Raw genomic sequence first — 23,643 nt, forward strand, 5'->3', positions numbered from 1 at the left:
GGGCCAGCCCGAAGGCGGCGCTGCCCGCTACCACAACCACCGATGAGCCGATAACGGTGGTGGGCATGGCGGTCGGCACCGATCCCGACCCGGCCGAAGCGGCCCGACTTCACCGAGCCGACCGCTGGTGGTGGCCTATTGGGCAGGTCGCATCGCAGCTCTGGCCTGGCACCCCCGCCGGTCGGCCCGGCTCGGTGGGCGACGTGAGCACAATGAGCAGAACCACGAAATCGTCGTTTATGCCGACTATCGCCCAAAAGCGTGACATGCGTTGCAGCGGCACCGTAGGGTCGGTCTCAACGAATACCGAAGCGCTCGGGCGGTATGCGGCGCCGCGTAATTGCGGAACCGAAAGATGAATCGCAAATGGCCATTTTTGCCACTTTTGCATGTGCCGGGAAGCCTCGGCGCCAAACGGGCGAGGCCTGCACAAATGCAATGCATATCGTGTCATCCAGTCGTCGCAGACACCGGAGGACAAGTGGTCAACATCGGTTGCCGTTCCCTAGAAGCACGTCGGCGCAACACAGACAAGGAAGCAGAAAATGGTTCCTTTGCGCACCATCAACGATTGGCAGCCACCGCATGACCTGGTTACTACACGGATGGCCGCAGCGGCGGCATGTGGAGCGGCCAACAGTATCGATATTCGAGCTATCACTCGCTTTTGTGTCACGGGCGGTAATTGACTGATGCAGAGCGAGAACGTCGCAAGACTGCTCGCCGAGCGGTCATTGGAAGCTGGATGGTCCGACGCGCCGGCCTATTATGCTCCGCACCCGGTGACTCATGGCCAAATCCATGATGATGCGTCACGTCTCGCCACAGTGCTTAGTGACCGCGGACTTTCCAGGGGAGATCGCGTCCTGCTGTGTCTCCCGGATTCGTTGCATCTGGTGCAGCTATTGTTGGCAAGTTTGGCTCGTGGGATTTTGGCGTTTATCGTCAACCCCGAACTCCGTGCCGAAGACCACGCGTTTGCGGAGCGCGATACCGAGCCAGCCCTTGTCATCACGTCTGGCGCCCTGCGCGGTCGGTTTCAGCGGTCAACCGTTGTGGAGGCCGAAGAGCTGTTATCGGATGCAACTCGAGCCGAGCCCGCAGACTACGAAACCCTAAACGGCGACGCCGTTGCCTACGCCACCTATACGTCTGGTACTACGGGTCCGCCCAAGGCCGCGGTTCATCGGCATGCCGATGTCTTGACGTTTGTTGACGCGATGTGCCGCACCGCGTTGCGGCTCGCTCCCGAGGACGTCGGACTGAGCAGCGCACGCATGTATTTCGCGTATGGCTTGGGTAACTCGGTTTGGTTTCCGCTCGCGACAGGCAGTTCCGCGGTCATCAACTCATCGCCGATGAGCTCGGAAGCGGTCGCAAAATTATGTGAGAAATTTAGACCATCCGTGCTCTACGGCGTCCCAACATTTTTCGCGAGAGTTGTCGACACGTGCTCTCCCGATTCGTTCCAATCGCTCCGCTGCATCGTATCGGCCGGGGAGGCTCTTGAGCTCGGCCTAGCTGAACGCCTAGTCGAATTCTTCGGCGCCATCCCCATCCTGGACGGAATTGGCTCGACCGAAGTCGGACAAACGTTCGTGTCGAATACGGTCGACGAATGGCGTATTGGAACCTTGGGAAAGGCCCTTCCCCCCTATGAGATCCGTGTGGTGGCGCCGGATGGTACGGCGGCCGGACCCGGGGTCGAGGGAAACCTATGGGTTCAGGGACCATCGATCACAGTGGGCTATTGGAACCGGCCGAATGACCCACTCCCTATCAATGGAAACTGGCTCGACACTGGCGATCGGGTATTTATCGATTCCGACGGATGGGTTAGGTATCGTTGCCGCACCGACGACATTGAAGTTGTAGGCGGAATCAACATTAATCCAGACGAAATCGAGCGGCTCATTCTTGAGGATGACTCTGTAGCTGAGGCCGCCGTCGTCGGCGTAAGAGAATCCACGGGCGCGTCGGCGCTACAAGCGTTTCTGGTACCCAAGCAGGGCGCATCCCTCGATGATTCGGCTATTCACGAGATCTACCGGCGATTGCGCAGCCAACTTTCGGCATTCAAGATACCGCACAGATTTGCCATTGCGCCGCAGCTTCCTCGAACCGCAACCGGGAAATTGAAGCGCGGCGATCTCCGCGCCGAAAATCCAACAAAACCTATTTGGCAGATTTCCCCTCTAGCGCCTTCGTCGACCACACCCGCGGAGCTTGACAAAGCATCAGTCGCGGACGTCGAGACTTCCGATAGAAATCGTCTGGGGATGGACCTGCACGAGCAACTGAAAGTTTTGCAGCAACAGCGCTACCGACTGTTGGCGGACACCGTAGGCTCACAGGTCGCAACGATGTTGGGCCAAACCAATGTTCGGTCGGTAGATGCGGAACTCGCCTTCTCGGAACTAGGTTTCAACTCGCAAATGACGGTCGAACTTCGCAATCGACTGGCGGCACTGACCGGCCTGCGGCTGTCCGACACAGTGGGGTGGGACTACGGGTCGGTATCAGAGTTGGCTACCTACTTGGATGCCGAGCTCTCCGGTTGGGCCAGCCCCAAAGCGGCGCTGCCCGCTATCGCGGGCCGACGAACCCATCGCCGTGGTGGGCATGGCATGCCGGCTACCCGGCGGGGTGGACTCCGCCCAAGCGTTATGGGAATTGGTCAGCACCGGCACCGACGCCGTCGGAGGCTTTCCCACCGACCGCGGCTGGGACCTCGCCGCACTGTATGACCCCGACCCCGACGCGGTCGGCAAAACCTACACCCGCTCGGGAGCATTCCTGGCCGAAGCGGCCGGCTTCGACGCCGAATTCTTCGGAATCTCCGCCCGCGAAGCCACCGCCATGGACCCCCAACAACGACTCCTACTCGAAGTGTGCTGGGAAGCACTGGAAACCGCCGGCATCGACCCCACCACCCTGGAAGGCACCAACACCGGAGTATTCGCCGGGATCGGGGTGCAGGGCTACGGAACCACCGGCTCCCAAAGCGCCGAAGGCTACGGACTAACCGGCGCCGCCACCAGCGTGGCCTCCGGCCGAATCGCCTACGTCCTAGGCCTGCAAGGCCCCGCCATCACCATCGACACCGCCTGCTCCTCCTCCCTGGTCGCCACCCACCTAGCCTGTCAATCCCTACGCAACGGCGAATCCGGCCTAGCCCTAGCCGGCGGAGTCACCGTCATGGCCACCCCGGCACCATTCATCGAATTCGCCCGCCAACGCGGACTGGCCACCGACGGACGCTGCAAAGCCTTCGCCGCCGCCGCCGACGGCACCGGCTGGGGCGAAGGCGCCGCAATCCTGGTCCTGGAACGACTCAGCGACGCCCACCAACACCACCACCCAGTCCTAGCCGTCATCGCCGGATCCGCGGTCAACCAAGACGGCGCCTCCAACGGACTCACCGCCCCCAACGGACCCGCCCAACAACGCGTCATCACCCAAGCCGCCGCCAACGCCGGCATCCCCCTCGACCACGTCGACGTCGTCGAAGCCCACGGCACCGGCACCACCCTGGGCGACCCCATCGAGGCCGGCGCACTACTAGCCACCTACGGCGCCAGCCGCGACCGCCAACACCCCCTATGGCTGGGATCGGTCAAATCCAACATCGGCCACACCCAAGCCGCCGCCGGAACCGCCGGCCTGATCAAAATGATCACCGCCCTCAACCACGCCGAACTCCCCCCCACCCTGCACATCGACCAACCCAGCCCCCACATCGACTGGTCAACCGGCGCGGTACAACTACTCACCCAAACCCAACCCTGGCCCACCACCAACCACCCCCGCACCGCCGCCGTCTCCTCCTTCGGAGTCAGCGGCACCAACGCCCACCTCATCCTCCAACAACCCCCCACCCCACCACCCACACCCACACCCACACCCACACCCACCGACCCACCCACCGCGCTGCGAATCTGGCCACTGTCCGCACGCACCCCCACCGCACTTCACGCCCAAGCCGCCCGCCTACACCACCACCTACTCGACCACCCCAACCTCGACCTCACCGACCTCGCCCACAGCCTGGCCACCACCCGCACCCACCACCCCCACCGCGCAGCCCTGACCATCCCCACCACCACCACCAACCCCCGCGAAGACCTCCTAGCCGCACTACACGCCCTAGCCACCAACCACCCCCACCCCCACCTCACCCGCCACCACCTACCCCGCCACCCCAACAAAACCGTCTTCGTCTTCCCCGGCCAAGGCGCCCAATACCCCACCATGGCCACCGGCCTCTACACCCACCACCACACCTTCACCAACACCCTCAACGAATGCGACCACGCCCTGCACCCCTGGACCGGCTGGTCAGTACGCGACGTCCTCACCCAACACCCCAGCGCCCCACCACTACACCGCGTCGACGTCATCCAACCCGTCCTATTCGCCATCATGATCTCGCTCGCCGAACTACTCCGCACCCACGGCATCATCCCCGACGCCGTAATCGGCCACTCCCAAGGAGAAATCGCCGCCGCCTACATCGCCGGCGCACTCCCCCTAGACCAAGCCGCCAAAATCGTCGCCCTACGCAGCCAAGCCCTCACCGCCCTATCCGGCCACGGCGCCATGGCCTCCGTACGCCTATCCCCCCACGAACTACACCCCCACCTACAACCCTGGAACACCACCCTCACCATCGCCGCAACCAACGGCCCCACCCACACCATCATCAGCGGCGACCCCACCGCCCTCGAACAATTCACCACCACCTGCCAACACCACGGCATCCACATCCGACCCATCGCAGTCGACTACGCCTCACACTCACCCCACGTCGAACACCTCCACCAACACCTCCTCCACCAACTCGGCGAACTCACCCCCCAACCCGCCCAAATCCCCCTCTACACCACCGTGCAAAGCGCACAAACCAACCACCCCCTCGACACCACCACCATGAACGCCGACTACTGGTACCGCAACCTGCGCGAACCCGTCGAATTCCACAACACCATCACCACCCTGCTCACCCAAGGCCCACACACCTTCATCGAACTATCCCCCCACCCCGTCCTAGCCCCCGCACTCACCGACACCATCACCACCACCACCACCGACCAAACCCAATCCACCGTCATCACCACCCTGCACCGCGACCACCCCGACCTCGACACCCTCACCACCACCCTGGCCCACCTCCACACCCACGGCCACAGCCCAACCTGGACCACCCTCTACCCCACCGCCAACACCACCCAACTACCCACCTACCCCTTCCAACACCACCCCTACTGGCTAACCCCACCCACCCCCACCACCAACACCAGCACCGATCCCGCCGAAGGCCGGTTATGGAACGCCGTGGACGCCGACGCCCTCGACACCGTCGCGCAGGTGTTGGGCATCGACGACGACCACCCCACGGCATCACTGGCCCCGATGGTGACCGCCCTGCGGCAATGGCGCAAACAACTCGGGGACCGCTCACTGGTGGACAAACTGCGCTATCGAGTCAGCTGGCAAGCGATCAACCCGACCACCTTCCCCCAGACCCGGCAACGATGGCTGGTCCTGACCCACCCCGACCAATCCGATGAGATACTCACCGGCCTATCGGCACACTGCGCAGACGCCCCGACCGTGCTGGCCATCGACACCCACAACACCGACCGAAACGAACTAGCGACCCTGCTGGTGCAGCACACCGCCGCCAACGACTGCGATGGTGTGCTGTCCCTGCTGGCCCTCCACGACCAAACCCACCCCGACCTTCCCGGACCAGCAACGGGATTACTCGCCACCCTGCTGGCCGCGCAAGCCTACGGCGATAGCGGACTGACCCTGCCGTTGTGGGTCCTGACCCAAGGCGGCGCCCAACTCAGCGCCGATAACGACCCCTTAACCCCGAGCCAATCAGCCGTGTGGGGACTCGGACAATCGGTCTGCCTGGAACACCCCGACTGGTGGGGCGGGCTGATTGACCTACCCGCTACCCCCACACCACAGGACTTCAAACGCCTCCACACCCTGCTGACCTGCCCGCAACCCGAAGACCAACTCGCCATCCGCGCCCACGGCGTACACGCCCGACGCCTGAACCCCGCACCACTACCCCCAGACCGGGCACGCACCTGGAAACCCACCGGAACCGCCCTAATCACCGGCGTCACCGGCCCTCAAGGCCCACACATCGCGCGCTGGCTGGCCCACGCCGGAGCCAGCCACCTGGTCCTGCTCAGCCGCACCGCCGCCGACCACCCCGGAATCGCCCAACTAGAACAAGAACTCCACACCGCCGGAATCACCACCACCGCCGCATCGGTGGATGTCACCGATCGCCACGCCCTAGCGGCCGTGATCGACAAAACCCGCACCGAACACGGACCCATCCACACCGTCGTACACGCCGCAGCGTTTCAGGGCTGGGCCACCATCGCCGAAACCACCCCCGACGAATTCCGCGAAACCTACACCGCCAAAGTCCTGGGCGCCGAAAACCTGATCACCCTGCTCAACGACGAACCACCCCACACCTTCATCATGTTCTCCTCAGCAGCCGCAACCTGGGGCGGCACCCGCCAAGGCGCCTACGCAGCCGCTAACGCCCACATCGAAGCCCTCACCACCAAACTGCGCGCCCACGGCCACCACGCCCTGGCCCCCGCCTGGGGAACCTGGGCAGACGACCGAACAACCACCCAACAAACCCTGGACTACCTCGCCCGCATCGGACTCAACCAAATCCCCACCGACACCGCCTTCACCGCACTCCAACAATCCCTCGACATCGACGACACCCTAATCACCCTCACCGACGTCGACTGGGACCAATTCCACGACGTCTTCACCACCCGCCGCGCCCACCCCCTGCTAGCCCAGCTGGGCTCCACCCAACCCCACACCACCCCCACCACCCCAGCCATCCCCGACCAACTCGGCGCACAACTGGCCGGCCAAACCCCCCCACAACAACTGGCCACCCTCACCACCCTCGTGGTCAACGCCACCGCCACCGTGCTCGCCCATCCCGACCCGACCACCCTCGACCCCGACCAACCCTTCAAAAACCTCGGCATCGACTCCCTGACCGCCCTACAACTGCGCAACACCTTGACCCGCCACACCGGCCTACCCCTGCCAGCCACCCTGGTCTTCGACCACCCCACCCCCACCACCATCGCCCAACACCTAACCAACCTGCTCACCGGCACAAACACCCCAACCACCACCACCCCCACCCCCCTCAGCACCGACGAACCCATCGCCGTGGTGGGCATGGCATGCCGGCTACCCGGCGGGGTGGACTCCGCCCAAGCGTTATGGGAATTGGTCAGCACCGGCACCGACGCCGTCGGAGGCTTTCCCACCGACCGCGGCTGGGACCTCGCCGCACTGTATGACCCCGACCCCGACGCGGTCGGCAAAACCTACACCCGCTCGGGAGCATTCCTGGCCGAAGCGGCCGGCTTCGACGCCGAATTCTTCGGAATCTCCGCCCGCGAAGCCACCGCCATGGACCCCCAACAACGACTCCTACTCGAAGTGTGCTGGGAAGCACTGGAAACCGCCGGCATCGACCCCACCACCCTGGAAGGCACCAACACCGGAGTATTCGCCGGGATCGGGGTGCAGGGCTACGGAACCACCGGCTCCCAAAGCGCCGAAGGCTACGGACTAACCGGCGCCGCCACCAGCGTGGCCTCCGGCCGAATCGCCTACGTCCTAGGCCTGCAAGGCCCCGCCATCACCATCGACACCGCCTGCTCCTCCTCCCTGGTCGCCACCCACCTAGCCTGTCAATCCCTACGCAACGGCGAATCCGGCCTAGCCCTAGCCGGCGGAGTCACCGTCATGGCCACCCCGGCACCATTCATCGAATTCGCCCGCCAACGCGGACTGGCCACCGACGGACGCTGCAAAGCCTTCGCCGCCGCCGCCGACGGCACCGGCTGGGGCGAAGGCGCCGCAATCCTGGTCCTGGAACGACTCAGCGACGCCCACCAACACCACCACCCAGTCCTAGCCGTCATCGCCGGATCCGCGGTCAACCAAGACGGCGCCTCCAACGGACTCACCGCCCCCAACGGACCCGCCCAACAACGCGTCATCACCCAAGCCGCCGCCAACGCCGGCATCCCCCTCGACCACGTCGACGTCGTCGAAGCCCACGGCACCGGCACCACCCTGGGCGACCCCATCGAGGCCGGCGCACTACTAGCCACCTACGGCGCCAGCCGCGACCGCCAACACCCCCTATGGCTGGGATCGGTCAAATCCAACATCGGCCACACCCAAGCCGCCGCCGGAACCGCCGGCCTGATCAAAATGATCACCGCCCTCAACCACGCCGAACTCCCCCCCACCCTGCACATCGACCAACCCAGCCCCCACATCGACTGGTCAACCGGCGCGGTACAACTACTCACCCAAACCCAACCCTGGCCCACCACCAACCACCCCCGCACCGCCGCCGTCTCCTCCTTCGGGATCAGCGGCACCAACGCCCACCTCATCCTCCAACAACCCCCCACCCCACCACCCACACCCACACCCACACCCACACCCACCGACCCACCCACCGCGCTGCGAATCTGGCCACTGTCCGCACGCACCCCCACCGCACTTCACGCCCAAGCCGCCCGCCTACACCACCACCTACTCGACCACCCCAACCTCGACCTCACCGACCTCGCCCACAGCCTGGCCACCACCCGCACCCACCACCCCCACCGCGCAGCCCTGACCATCCCCACCACCACCACCAACCCCCGCGAAGACCTCCTAGCCGCACTACACGCCCTAGCCACCAACCACCCCCACCCCCACCTCACCCGCCACCACCTACCCCGCCACCCCAACAAAACCGTCTTCGTCTTCCCCGGCCAAGGCGCCCAATACCCCACCATGGCCACCGGCCTCTACACCCACCACCACACCTTCACCAAGGCCCTCGACGAGGTCTGCGCGGCCTTTGACCCCCACCTCGACGTCCCACTCACCGAGGTGATGTTCGCCGCCGCCGATACCCCCACAGCCCAGCTGCTCCAACAAACCCACTACGCCCAGCCCGCCCTATTCGCCTTCGGCGTGGCCATGCACGCCGTGCTGACCCAGGCCGGTATCAACCCGGACTACCTGCTGGGCCATTCCGTGGGGGAACTGACCGCCGCCCACATCGCCGGGGTGTTCTCACTAGACCAAGCCGCGCTATTAGTCAGCGCCCGCGGCCGGCTCATGCAAGCCTGCGCGCCCGGGGCAATGCTGGCCATCACCGCCAGCCAACCCGACATCACCGCCATCCTGCACGAACACCCCGGACTAACCCTTGCCGCAGTCAACGGCCCCACCTCGGTGGTGGTCTCCGGCCCCGCCGACCAAATCAACACGCTGCGCCACCACTGCACCACCCACCACTACAAAACCACCCCACTACGGGTCAGCCACGCATTCCACTCGGCGGCCATGGACCCCGCACTGCCCGAATTCGAACACATCACCGCCGGATTAACACTGCACCCCCCACAGCTGCCCGTCTTGTCCAACCTCACCGGCCAACTAGCCACCACCGACCAACTCACCTCCCCCCACTACTGGACCCAACAACTGCGCCAACCCGTCCGATTCCACGACAACATCACCACCCTGCTCACCCAAGGCCCACACACCTTCATCGAACTATCCCCCCACCCCGTCCTAGCCCCCGCACTCACCGACACCATCACCACCACCACCGACCAAACCCAATCCACCGTCATCACCACCCTGCACCGCGACCACCCCGACCTCGACACCCTCACCACCACCCTGGCCCACCTCCACACCCACGGCCACAGCCCAACCTGGACCACCCTCTACCCCACCGCCAACACCACCCAACTACCCACCTACCCCTTCCAACACCACCCCTACTGGCTAACCCCACCCACCCCCACCACCAACACCAGCACCGATCCCGCCGAAGGCCGGTTATGGAACGCCGTGGACGCCGACGCCCTCGACACCGTCGCGCAGGTGTTGGGCATCGACGACGACCACCCCACGGCATCACTGGCCCCGATGGTGACCGCCCTGCGGCAATGGCGCAAACAACTCGGGGACCGCTCACTGGTGGACAAACTGCGCTATCGAGTCAGCTGGCAAGCGATCAACCCGACCACCTTCCCCCAGACCCGGCAACGATGGCTGGTCCTGACCCACCCCGACCAATCCGATGAGATACTCACCGGCCTATCGGCACACTGCGCAGACGCCCCGACCGTGCTGGCCATCGACACCCACAACACCGACCGAAACGAACTAGCGACCCTGCTGGTGCAGCACACCGCCGCCAACGACTGCGATGGTGTGCTGTCCCTGCTGGCCCTCCACGACCAAACCCACCCCGACCTTCCCGGACCAGCAACGGGATTACTCGCCACCCTGCTGGCCGCGCAAGCCTACGGCGATAGCGGACTGACCCTGCCGTTGTGGGTCCTGACCCAAGGCGGCGCCCAACTCAGCGCCGATAACGACCCCTTAACCCCGAGCCAATCAGCCGTGTGGGGACTCGGACAATCGGTCTGCCTGGAACACCCCGACTGGTGGGGCGGGCTGATTGACCTACCCGCTACCCCCACACCACAGGACTTCAAACGCCTCCACACCCTGCTGACCTGCCCGCAACCCGAAGACCAACTCGCCATCCGCGCCCACGGCGTACACGCCCGACGCCTGAACCCCGCACCACTACCCCCAGACCGGGCACGCACCTGGAAACCCACCGGAACCGCCCTAATCACCGGCGTCACCGGCCAACTGGGCCCACACATCGCGCGCTGGCTGGCCCACGCCGGAGCCAGCCACCTGGTCCTGCTCAGCCGCACCGCCGCCGACCACCCCGGAATCGCCCAACTACAACAAGAACTCCACACCGCCGGAATCACCACCACCGCCGCATCGGTGGATGTCACCGATCGCCACGCCCTAGCGGCCGTGATCGACAAAACCCGCACCGAACACGGACCCATCCACACCGTCGTACACGCCGCAGCGTTTCTGGGCTGGGCCACCATCGCCGAAACCACCCCCGACGAATTCCGCGAAACCTACACCGCCAAAGTCCTGGGCGCCGAAAACCTGATCACCCTGCTCAACGACGAACCACCCCACACCTTCATCATGTTCTCCTCAGCAGCCGCAACCTGGGGCGGCACCCGCCAAGGCGCCTACGCAGCCGCTAACGCCCACATCGAAGCCCTCACCACCAAACTGCGCGCCCACGGCCACCACGCCCTGGCCCCCGCCTGGGGAACCTGGGCAGACGACCGAACAACCACCCAACAAACCCTGGACTACCTCGCCCGCATCGGACTCAACCAAATCCCCACCGACACCGCCTTCACCGCACTCCAACAATCCCTCGACATCGACGACACCCTAATCACCCTCACCGACGTCGACTGGGACCAATTCCACGACGTCTTCACCACCCGCCGCGCCCACCCCCTGCTAGCCCAGCTGGGCTCCACCCAACCCCACACCACCCCCACCACCCCAGCCATCCCCGACCAACTCGGCGCACAACTGGCCGGCCAAACCCCCCCACAACAACTGGCCACCCTCACCACCCTCGTGGTCAACGCCACCGCCACCGTGCTCGCCCATCCCGACCCGACCACCCTCGACCCCGACCAACCCTTCAAAAACCTCGGCATCGACTCCCTGACCGCCCTACAACTGCGCAACACCTTGACCCGCCACACCGGCCTACCCCTGCCAGCCACCCTGGTCTTCGACCACCCCACCCCCACCACCATCGCCCAACACCTAACCAACCTGCTCACCGGCACAAACACCCCAACCACCACCACCCCCACCCCCCTCAGCACCGACGAACCCATCGCGGTGGTGGGCATGGCATGCCGGCTACCCGGCGGGGTGGACTCCGCCCAAGCGTTATGGGAATTGGTCAGCACCGGCACCGACGCCGTCGGAGGCTTTCCCACCGACCGCGGCTGGGACCTCGCCGCACTGTATGACCCCGACCCCGACGCGGTCGGCAAAACCTACACCCGCTCGGGAGCATTCCTGGCCGAAGCGGCCGGCTTCGACGCCGAATTCTTCGGAATCTCCGCCCGCGAAGCCACCGCCATGGACCCCCAACAACGACTCCTACTCGAAGTGTGCTGGGAAGCACTGGAAACCGCCGGCATCGACCCCACCACCCTGGAAGGCACCAACACCGGAGTATTCGCCGGAGCCTGGGCCCAAGACTACGGAACCACCGGCTCCCAAAGCGCCGAAGGCTACGGACTAACCGGCGCCGCCACCAGCGTGGCCTCCGGCCGAATCGCCTACGTCCTAGGCCTGCAAGGCCCCGCCATCACCATCGACACCGCCTGCTCCTCCTCCCTGGTCGCCACCCACCTAGCCTGTCAATCCCTACGCAACGGCGAATCCGGCCTAGCCCTAGCCGGCGGAGTCACCGTCATGGCCACCCCGGCACCATTCATCGAATTCGCCCGCCAACGCGGACTGGCCACCGACGGACGCTGCAAAGCCTTCGCCGCCGCCGCCGACGGCACCGGCTGGGGCGAAGGCGCCGCAATCCTGGTCCTGGAACGACTCAGCGACGCCCACCAACACCACCACCCAGTCCTAGCCGTCATCGCCGGATCCGCGGTCAACCAAGACGGCGCCTCCAACGGACTCACCGCCCCCAACGGACCCGCCCAACAACGCGTCATCACCCAAGCCGCCGCCAACGCCGGCATCCCCCTCGACCACGTCGACGTCGTCGAAGCCCACGGCACCGGCACCACCCTGGGCGACCCCATCGAGGCCGGCGCACTACTAGCCACCTACGGCGCCAGCCGCGACCGCCAACACCCCCTATGGCTGGGATCGGTCAAATCCAACATCGGCCACACCCAAGCCGCCGCCGGAACCGCCGGCCTGATCAAAATGATCACCGCCCTCAACCACGCCGAACTCCCCCCCACCCTGCACATCGACCAACCCAGCCCCCACATCGACTGGTCAACCGGCGCGGTACAACTACTCACCCAAACCCAACCCTGGCCCACCACCAACCACCCCCGCACCGCCGCCGTCTCCTCCTTCGGAGTCAGCGGCACCAACGCCCACCTCATCCTCCAACAACCCCCCACCCCACCACCCACACCCACACCCACACCCACACCCACCGACCCACCCACCGCGCTGCGAATCTGGCCACTGTCCGCACGCACCCCCACCGCACTTCACGCCCAAGCCGCCCGCCTACACCACCACCTACTCGACCACCCCAACCTCGACCTCACCGACCTCGCCCACAGCCTGGCCACCACCCGCACCCACCACCCCCACCGCGCAGCCCTGACCATCCCCACCACCACCACCACCAACCCCCGCGAAGACCTCCTAGCCGCACTACACGCCCTAGCCACCAACCACCCCCACCCCCACCTCACCCGCCACCACCTACCCCGCCACCCCAACAAAACCGTCTTCGTCTTCCCCGGCCAAGGCGCCCAATACCCCACCATGGCCACCGGCCTCTACACCCACCACCACACCTTCACCAACACCCTCAACGAATGCGACCACGCCCTGCACCCCTGGACCGGCTGGTCAGTACGCGACGTCCTCACCCAACACCCCAGCGCCCCACCACTACACCGCGTCGACGTCATCCAACCCGTCCTATTCGCCATCATGATCTCGCTCGCCGAACTACTCCGCACCCACGGCATCATCCCCGACGCCGTAATCGGCCACTCCCAAGGAGAAATCGCCGCCGCCTACATCGCCGGCGCACTCCCCCTAGACCAAGCCGCCAAAATCGTCGCCCTACGCAGCCAAGCCCTCACCGCCCTATCCGGCCACGGCGCCATGGCCTCCGTACGCCTATCCCCCCACGAACTACACCCCCACCTACAACCCTGGAACACCACCCTCACCATCGCCGCAACCAACGGCCCCACCCACACCATCATCAGCGGCGACCCCACCGCCCTCGAACAATTCACCACCACCTGCCAACACCACGGCATCCACATCCGACCCATCGCAGTCGACTACGCCTCACACTCACCCCACGTCGAACACCTCCACCAACACCTCCTCCACCAACTCGGCGAACTCACCCCCCAACCCGCCCAAATCCCCCTCTACACCACCGTGCAAAGCGCACAAACCAACCACCCCCTCGACACCACCACCATGAACGCCGACTACTGGTACCGCAACCTGCGCGAACCCGTCGAATTCCACAACACCATCACCACCCTGCTCACCCAAGGCCCACACACCTTCATCGAACTATCCCCCCACCCCGTCCTAGCCCCCGCACTCACCGACACCATCACCACCACCACCGACCAAACCCAATCCACCGTCATCACCACCCTGCACCGCGACCACCCCGACCTCGACACCCTCACCACCACCCTGGCCCACCTCCACACCCACGGCCACAGCCCAACCTGGACCACCCTCTACCCCACCGCCAACACCACCCAACTACCCACCTACCCCTTCCAACACCACCCCTACTGGCTAACCCCACCCACCGCCGTGGATGTCAGCGCCGCCGGGCTTGACAAGCCCGACCACCCCCTACTAGGCGCCGTAACCGACCTCGCCGACCAAGACCAGATCGTGTTAACCGGACGGCTATCGACAACCACACACAACTGGCTAGCCGGCCACAAAGTCCAAGACACTGTGGTATTCCCCGGAACCGGATACATCGATTTGCTGCTGCAGGCCGGCGAGTACGTGAATTGCCCCGTCATCGACGAGCTGGTCCTCCACACCCCGTTGGCGCTGGTTGAACACACACCCACCGACGTACAGATCACCGTGCAGACCGGTGAAGACAACGGCCGGCGCCCCTTCACTCTTTATTCCCGCACCGGCGGCACACACAACCCCACGGCCTGGACTTTGCATGCCACCGGCGCTTTGACCACCAACGAACATCCCGCGTCCGGCCCGCCGTCACCGCCATCGAGTGTCGACCCCATCGATCAGGACAGCTTCTATCACGACCTGGCCGAACAAGGCTTCCACTACGAACCCCCGTTCCGATCGTTGCAGGGTATCGGCCACCACCCCACCCAAAAAGACACCGTCTACGCCGAGGTGGCCTTGCCCGCCGACATCGACATCACCGGCTATGGAATCCACCCCGCCCTACTGGATGCCGCTATGCATCCCCTGGCCGCGGCCTTCTACCACACCGACAACGGCACCGACCCGGCAACACCGCGGCTTCCGTTCGCATTCGCCGGGGTCACCTTGCACGCCATCGAGGCCACCCGACTCCACGTCCAACTCACATCCACCGGGGCCGACACCTTCAAACTGCACGCCACCGACCCCACCGGCGCCCCAGTCATCACCATCAACACACTGACCCTGCGGGCCCGACCCGACCACATCAGCTCAGCCGCCCCGGGTGCAGCTCGCGATAGCTTGTTCCAACTGAACTGGCCGTGCCTGCCCGACGATGTATTCCCGATGGTGGCAACCTCACCGGTGTCGGCGGTCGTTACCGCTGACCCCGATCACCTTCCCGCCAGCCTGCACAACAGCCCTATCTACACCGACCTGGCCCACACCGACCTGGCCCACACCGATCTTGTGGTCTGGCCGTTGCCACTGCCAGATCCCGCCGACGCTGATCACCTACAGCGTGCCCACACCCTGACCCAGCACACTGTCACCCAACTGCAGGACTGGCTGACCCGCCCCGACACCCTCGACACCCACCTGGTGATCATCACCTGCCACGCGGTGAGCATCAACGTCTACGATCAAGCACCCGATCTAGCTCACGCCGCCGCGTGGGCATTGATCCACACCGCCCAAAACGAGCACCCTGGCCGCATCACCGTGCTCGACACCGACAGCACCCCCACCACCGACCGCACCATCAGGAACGTCTTAGCCGCCCTGGCCGCCCCGACACCGGCACAAACCGCCCCCGAACCCCAGCTGGCCCTACGCCACGGCATCGCACACACACCCCGACTGACCCCGCCCCTGGCCCTGACCCCACCACAAACCCCAACCTGGCAGCTGGCCATCACCGACGGGGGCGGACCAACCAACCTGGCCCTGGTACCGACAGAGCCGGCCACCGTGTTGGCCCCCGGGCAGATTCGTGTCGCCATCCGCGCTGCCGGGCTTAGTTTCCACGATGTCGATGTTGCGTCAGGAGCCGTCTCCGATGACGGGATAGGCCGTGAAGGCGCCGGTGTGGTCATCGAAACCGCCCCCGATGTGACCACCGTTGGTCCCGGTGATGCCGTAATGGGCCTATTCCCCGGCAACGCCTTCGCCCCCATCGCCATCACCGACCACCGCATGGTCGTTGCGATCCCAGCCGGCTGGTCGTTCAGCCAGGCCGCCTCGGTCCCGGTCGCGTTCCTGACCGCCTACACCGCCCTCGTCGAGCGCGCGCAACTATCCGCAGGGCAGCGAGTGCTCATCCACGCCGGCACCGGTGGTGTCGGTCAAGCCGCCATCCAAATCGCCCACCACCTCGGCGCTGAAGTCTTTGCCACCGCCAGCCCGCACAAACACCCTGTCCTTGCCGATCTAGGAATCCCAGACCAGCGCATCGCCTCATCACGCACCCTGGATTTCGTCGACGCGTTCCACGACGCCACCGACGGACAAGGCATCGACGTGGTACTCAACAGCCTTCGCGGAGACTTCATCGACGGTTCACTGCAACTGCTGTCCCACGGCGGATGTTTCGTCGAGATCGGCAACAGCGACATCCGTCTAGCCAGCGACGTCAGCACCGCCCACCCCGGAGTTGACTACCAGGCCTACACGCTGACCAACACATCCACCGCCCGTCTTAGTCAAACATGGAACGCACTGACCGAGCTATTCGTCGCCCGCGTCCTTAGACCTCTGCCCACCACCAACTACGGCCTGCTGCAAGCCCCCCAAGCCTTCCGCGACATGAGCCAGGCACTGCACACCGGAAAAATTGTGCTGACCCTACCCACCGTGCTCAACCCAGACGGCACCGTCCTAATCACCGGCGGCACCGGCATGCTGGGCAGGCTATTCGCCGAACACCTGGTCACCCACTACGGTGTCCGGCATCTACTGCTGGTCTCACGCAGCGGCCCCAACGCCCCCGGCGCCGCCGAACTCCACCAGCACCTCACCAGCCTCGGCGCCCAAGCCCAAATCACCGCCTGCGACACCAGCAACCCCTCCGAACTCACCGCATTACTCGCCGATATCCCGGCCCAACACCGGCTCACCGCCATCATCCACACCGCCGGTGTCCTCGAAGACGCCGTCATCACCGAGATGACCGCCGACCAACTCGACACCATCTTGACCGCCAAAGCCGACACCGCCTGGCACCTACATCAACTCACCACCGACATAGACCTCGACACATTCGTCGTGTTCTCCTCGGTCTCTGCGGTCCTGGGCGCCCCCGGACAAGCCGCCTACGCCGCCGCTAACGCCTTTCTTGACGCACTAGCCCAACAGCGCCACCGCCAACACCACCACACCACCAGCCTGGCGTGGGGCTACTGGCAAACCCCCAGCGGCATGACCGCTCACCTAACATCCCTCGACCACACCCGCATGACCCGCACCGGACTGACCCCCATCCCCACCGAACACGGCCTAGCCCTATTCGACACCGCCCTTACCCTCCATCAACCCAACCTGATCCCCACCCCCCTCAACAAACGAACACTGGCCCAACAAGCACGCCAACACACCCTGCCGCCAATCCTGTCAACGCTGACCACCACTCGCCCCCAAGCCACCACCACCTCCAGCCCCCACGGATTCGGCGCACAACTGGCCGGCCAAACCCCCCCACAACAACTGGCCACCCTCACCACCCTCGTGGTCAACGCCACCGCCACCGTGCTCGCCCATCCCGACCCGACCACCCTCGACCCCGACCAACCCTTCAAAAACCTCGGCATCGACTCCCTGACCGCCCTAGAACTGCGCAACACCTTGACCCGCCACACCGGCCTACCCCTGCCAGCCACCCTGGTCTTCGACCACCCCACCCCCACCACCATCGCCCAACACCTAACCAACCTGCTCACCGGCACAAACACCCCAACCACCACCACCCCCACCCCCCTCAGCACCGACGAACCCATCGCGGTGGTGGGCATGGCATGCCGGCTACCCGGCGGGGTGGACTCCGCCCAAGCGTTATGGGAATTGGTCAGCACCGGCACCGACGCCGTCGGAGGCTTTCCCACCGACCGCGGCTGGGACCTCGCCGCACTGTATGACCCCGACCCCGACGCGGTCGGCAAAACCTACACCCGCTCGGGAGCATTCCTGGCCGAAGCGGCCGGCTTCGACGCCGAATTCTTCGGAATCTCCGCCCGCGAAGCCACCGCCATGGACCCCCAACAACGACTCCTACTCGAAGTGTGCTGGGAAGCACTGGAAACCGCCGGCATCGACCCCACCACCCTGGAAGGCACCAACACCGGAGTATTCGCCGGAGCCTGGGCCCAAGACTACGGAACCACCGGCTCCCAAAGCGCCGAAGGCTACGGACTAACCGGGGCCGCCACCAGCGTGGCCTCCGGCCGAATCGCCTACGTCCTAGGCCTGCAAGGCCCCGCCATCACCATCGACACCGCCTGCTCCTCCTCCCTGGTCGCCACCCACCTAGCCTGTCAATCCCTACGCAACGGCGAATCCGGCCTAGCCCTAGCCGGCGGAGTCACCGTCATGGCCACCCCGGCACCATTCATCGAATTCGCCCGCCAACGCGGACTGGCCACCGACGGACGCTGCAAAGCCTTCGCCGCCGCCGCCGACGGCACCGGCTGGGGCGAAGGCGCCGCAATCCTGGTCCTGGAACGACTCAGCGACGCCCACCAACACCACCACCCAGTCCTAGCCGTCATCGCCGGATCCGCGGTCAACCAAGACGGCGCCTCCAACGGACTCACCGCCCCCAACGGACCCGCCCAACAACGCGTCATCACCCAAGCCGCCGCCAACGCCGGCATCCCCCTCGACCACGTCGACGTCGTCGAAGCCCACGGCACCGGCACCACCCTGGGCGACCCCATCGAGGCCGGCGCACTACTAGCCACCTACGGCGCCAGCCGCGACCGCCAACACCCCCTATGGCTGGGATCGGTCAAATCCAACATCGGCCACACCCAAGCCGCCGCCGGAACCGCCGGCCTGATCAAAATGATCACCGCCCTCAACCACGCCGAACTCCCCCCCACCCTGCACATCGACCAACCCAGCCCCCACATCGACTGGTCAACCGGCGCGGTACAACTACTCACCCAAACCCAACCCTGGCCCACCACCAACCACCCCCGCACCGCCGCCGTCTCCTCCTTCGGGATCAGCGGCACCAACGCCCACCTCATCCTCCAACAACCCCCCACCCCACCACCCACACCCACACCCACACCCACACCCACCGACCCACCCACCGCGCTGCGAATCTGGCCACTGTCCGCACGCACCCCCACCGCACTTCACGCCCAAGCCGCCCGCCTACACCACCACCTACTCGACCACCCCAACCTCGACCTCACCGACCTCGCCCACAGCCTGGCCACCACCCGCACCCACCACCCCCACCGCGCAGCCCTGACCATCCCCACCACCACCACCAACCCCCGCGAAGACCTCCTAGCCGCACTACACGCCCTAGCCACCAACCACCCCCACCCCCACCTCACCCGCCACCACCTACCCCGCCACCCCAACAAAACCGTCTTCGTCTTCCCCGGCCAAGGCGCCCAATACCCCACCATGGCCACCGGCCTCTACACCCACCACCACACCTTCACCAAGGCCCTCGACGAGGTCTGCGCGGCCTTTGACCCCCACCTCGACGTCCCACTCACCGAGGTGATGTTCGCCGCCGCCGATACCCCCACAGCCCAGCTGCTCCAACAAACCCACTACGCCCAGCCCGCCCTATTCGCCTTCGGCGTGGCCATGCACGCCGTGCTGACCCAGGCCGGTATCAACCCGGACTACCTGCTGGGCCATTCCGTGGGGGAACTGACCGCCGCCCACATCGCCGGGGTGTTCTCACTAGACCAAGCCGCGCTATTAGTCAGCGCCCGCGGCCGGCTCATGCAAGCCTGCGCGCCCGGGGCAATGCTGGCCATCACCGCCAGCCAACCCGACATCACCGCCATCCTGCACGAACACCCCGGACTAACCCTTGCCGCAGTCAACGGCCCCACCTCGGTGGTGGTCTCCGGCCCCGCCGACCAAATCAACACGCTGCGCCACCACTGCACCACCCACCACTACAAAACCACCCCACTACGGGTCAGCCACGCATTCCACTCGGCGGCCATGGACCCCGCACTGCCCGAATTCGAACACATCACCGCCGGATTAACACTGCACCCCCCACAGCTGCCCGTCTTGTCCAACCTCACCGGCCAACTAGCCACCACCGACCAACTCACCTCCCCCCACTACTGGACCCAACAACTGCGCCAACCCGTCCGATTCCACGACAACATCACCACCCTGCTCACCCAAGGCCCACACACCTTCATCGAACTATCCCCCCACCCCGTCCTAGCCCCCGCACTCACCGACACCATCACCACCACCACCACCGACCAAACCCAATCCACCGTCATCACCACCCTGCACCGCGACCACCCCGACCTCGACACCCTCACCACCACCCTGGCCCACCTCCACACCCACGGCCACAGCCCAACCTGGACCACCCTCTACCCCACCGCCAACACCACCCAACTACCCACCTACCCCTTCCAACACCACCCCTACTGGCTAACCCCACCCACCGCCGTGGATGTCAGCGCCGCCGGGCTTGACAAGCCCGACCACCCCCTACTAGGCGCCGTAACCGACCTCGCCGACCAAGACCAGATCGTGTTAACCGGACGGCTATCGACAACCACACACAACTGGCTAGCCGGCCACAAAGTCCAAGACACTGTGGTATTCCCCGGAACCGGATACATCGATTTGCTGCTGCAGGCCGGCGAGTACGTGAATTGCCCCGTCATCGACGAGCTGGTCCTCCACACCCCGTTGGCGCTGGTTGAACACACACCCACCGACGTACAGATCACCGTGCAGACCGGTGAAGACAACGGCCGGCGCCCCTTCACTCTTTATTCCCGCACCGGCGGCACACACAACCCCACGGCCTGGACTTTGCATGCCACCGGCGCTTTGACCACCAACGAACATCCCGCGTCCGGCCCGCCGTCACCGCCATCGAGTGTCGACCCCATCGATCAGGACAGCTTCTATCACGACCTGGCCGAACAAGGCTTCCACTACGAACCCCCGTTCCGATCGTTGCAGGGTATCGGCCACCACCCCACCCAAAAAGACACCGTCTACGCCGAGGTGGCCTTGCCCGCCGACATCGACATCACCGGCTATGGAATCCACCCCGCCCTACTGGATGCCGCTATGCATCCCCTGGCCGCGGCCTTCTACCACACCGACAACGGCACCGACCCGGCAACACCGCGGCTTCCGTTCGCATTCGCCGGGGTCACCTTGCACGCCATCGAGGCCACCCGACTCCACGTCCAACTCACATCCACCGGGGCCGACACCTTCAAACTGCACGCCACCGACCCCACCGGCGCCCCAGTCATCACCATCAACACACTGACCCTGCGGGCCCAACCCAACACCGACAGTCTCCAACCCGCAGCGGGGGTTTCCCGGCAGGACTTGTTCGAGTTGGCCTGGCCGACGCTATCGGCGGATGTGTTTCCCGCCGCGCAGGTTTTACCGGCGTGGGCGCTGATCAGTGAGCAGCCCCAGCTTTCTCCCGCTGGTCTGGGTGAAGGGCTTGTCTACTCCGATGTGGCCGCGGTGGATTCCTGGCCGGCGTTGGTGGTTTGGGATTTGGCATCGCCACAGCCCAGCGGTGATCACCCCGATCCGTTACCACGGGTGCATGTCTTGACCCGTTGTGTTTTGGCTGGGTTGCAAAGCTGGTTGACCGACGCCGACCCGGTTACGGCTCACTTGGTGATCCTGACCCGCCATGGTGTCAGCATCAGCCCCGATGACCAGGCCCCCGACCTAGCCCACGCCGCCGTGCGGGCCTTGATCCACACCGCACAAAACGAGCACCCCGGCCGGATCAGTGCGATCGATATCGACACCACGACCACGACCGAACACACCCTGATCAAGGTCTTAGCCGCCCTGGCCAACCCGGCACGGCGGTTAGACACAGAGCCTCAACTAGCCCTACGCGACGGTGTGGTCCACGCCCCCCGACTCACCCCGGCCCAGCTACCCGCCGGGCCGCACACCGAGTCCGCCCCCGTCGCACTCGATCCTGAAGGCACGGTGTTGATCACCGGCGGTACCGGGATGTTGGGTGGGGTTTTTGCCGAGCATCTGATAACCCATTACGGCGTTCGACACCTGGTGTTGCTGTCGCGTAGCGGTTCCAACGCTTCAGGTGCTGACGACCTCTATCAGCGATTAACCCAGCTTGATGCCCAGGTCAGCATCGCTGCCTGCGACGCTAGCGATCCTGCGCAACTGGCAGCGGTGTTGGCCGCCATACCTACCCAACACCGACTCACCGCTGTAGTCCACACCGCAGGGGTCCTAGATGATGCCGTGATCAGTGAACTCACCACTGAGCAACTTGATGCGGTGTTAACCGCGAAAGCCGACGCGGCCTGGCAGCTACACCGACTGACCGCCGATGCTGACCTGGATGCGTTTGTGGTGTTCTCCTCGGCCGCGGGAGTGTTAGGGGCCCCCGGACAAGCCAACTACGCGGCCGCTAACGCCTTCCTGGACGCGCTGGCTCACCAACGCCACCGCAACGGCTTACCGGCCACCAGTTTGGCGTGGGGCTACTGGCAAACCGCTAGCGCAATGACCGCTCATCTCGATGCGGTGGACCAGGCCCGGTTCACCCGCAACAACCTGACCCCAATCACCACCGAACACGGTCTGGCCTTATTTGATGCCGCGCTGACATGCCAACAACCCAACCTGGTGCCAGCCCCGCTCAACACCCGCGCACTGGCTCGTCAAGCACGACACGGCGCCGTGCCGACCATCTTGACGGGCCTAACCACAACCCGCCGGCAAGCCAGCACCACCACCACCACCGACACGCTGACCACCCAACTGGCCGGCCAGACCCCACAACAACAACTAGCCACCCTGACCAGCCTGGTCACCACAACCACGGCCACCGTCTTAGCCCACCCCGACCCGACCGCCCTCGATCCCGACACACCGTTCAAAGACCTCGGTATGGACTCGCTGAGCGCTCTTGAACTCCGCAACACCTTGACCCGCCACACCGGCCTACCCCTACCGGCAACCCTGGCCTTCGACCACCCCACCCCCACCACCATCGCGCAGCACCTGGCCAGCCTGCTCACCGGCACAAGCGCCCCGACACCCACGAGCATCGACCATGTCAAACGGATTCAAGAATTGGTTGCATCGATTCCGGCGGAACGCTTGGTACAAGCCAACGTATTGGCCGTCTTGCAACGACTAATGCCGGACAACGCGGAATCCGTGACTCAGCGCCAGAAGAAACCTGATATCGCGAACATGAGTCTGGACGACCTAGTCGCTGCGGCGCTAGACGATCATTGACTCTAGCGGCTTAACTTCAAGATAGGGACG

Annotated in this window: 2 protein-coding genes; both read left to right on the plus strand. The window is 65.2% G+C overall.

Going from position 1 to position 23,643, the window contains the following annotated elements; translation table 11 throughout:
- The first annotated feature begins 692 nt into the window (after positions 1–692).
- Positions 693–2,747, plus strand: a complete 2,055-nt coding sequence (locus AADZ55_RS13085; RefSeq protein ID WP_341286195.1) for an AMP-binding protein — start codon at positions 693–695, stop codon at positions 2,745–2,747.
- Complete coding sequence (locus AADZ55_RS13090; RefSeq protein WP_341286310.1) at positions 2,647–23,613, plus strand: type I polyketide synthase; 20,967 nt, start codon at positions 2,647–2,649, stop codon at positions 23,611–23,613. Before AADZ55_RS13085 ends, AADZ55_RS13090 begins: the two co-directional genes overlap by 101 nt.
- Positions 23,614–23,643: the final 30 nt, after the last annotated feature.

The organism is Mycobacterium decipiens, assembly GCF_963853665.1.
In the GTDB taxonomy this organism is placed as follows: Bacteria; Actinomycetota; Actinomycetes; order Mycobacteriales; family Mycobacteriaceae; genus Mycobacterium; species Mycobacterium decipiens.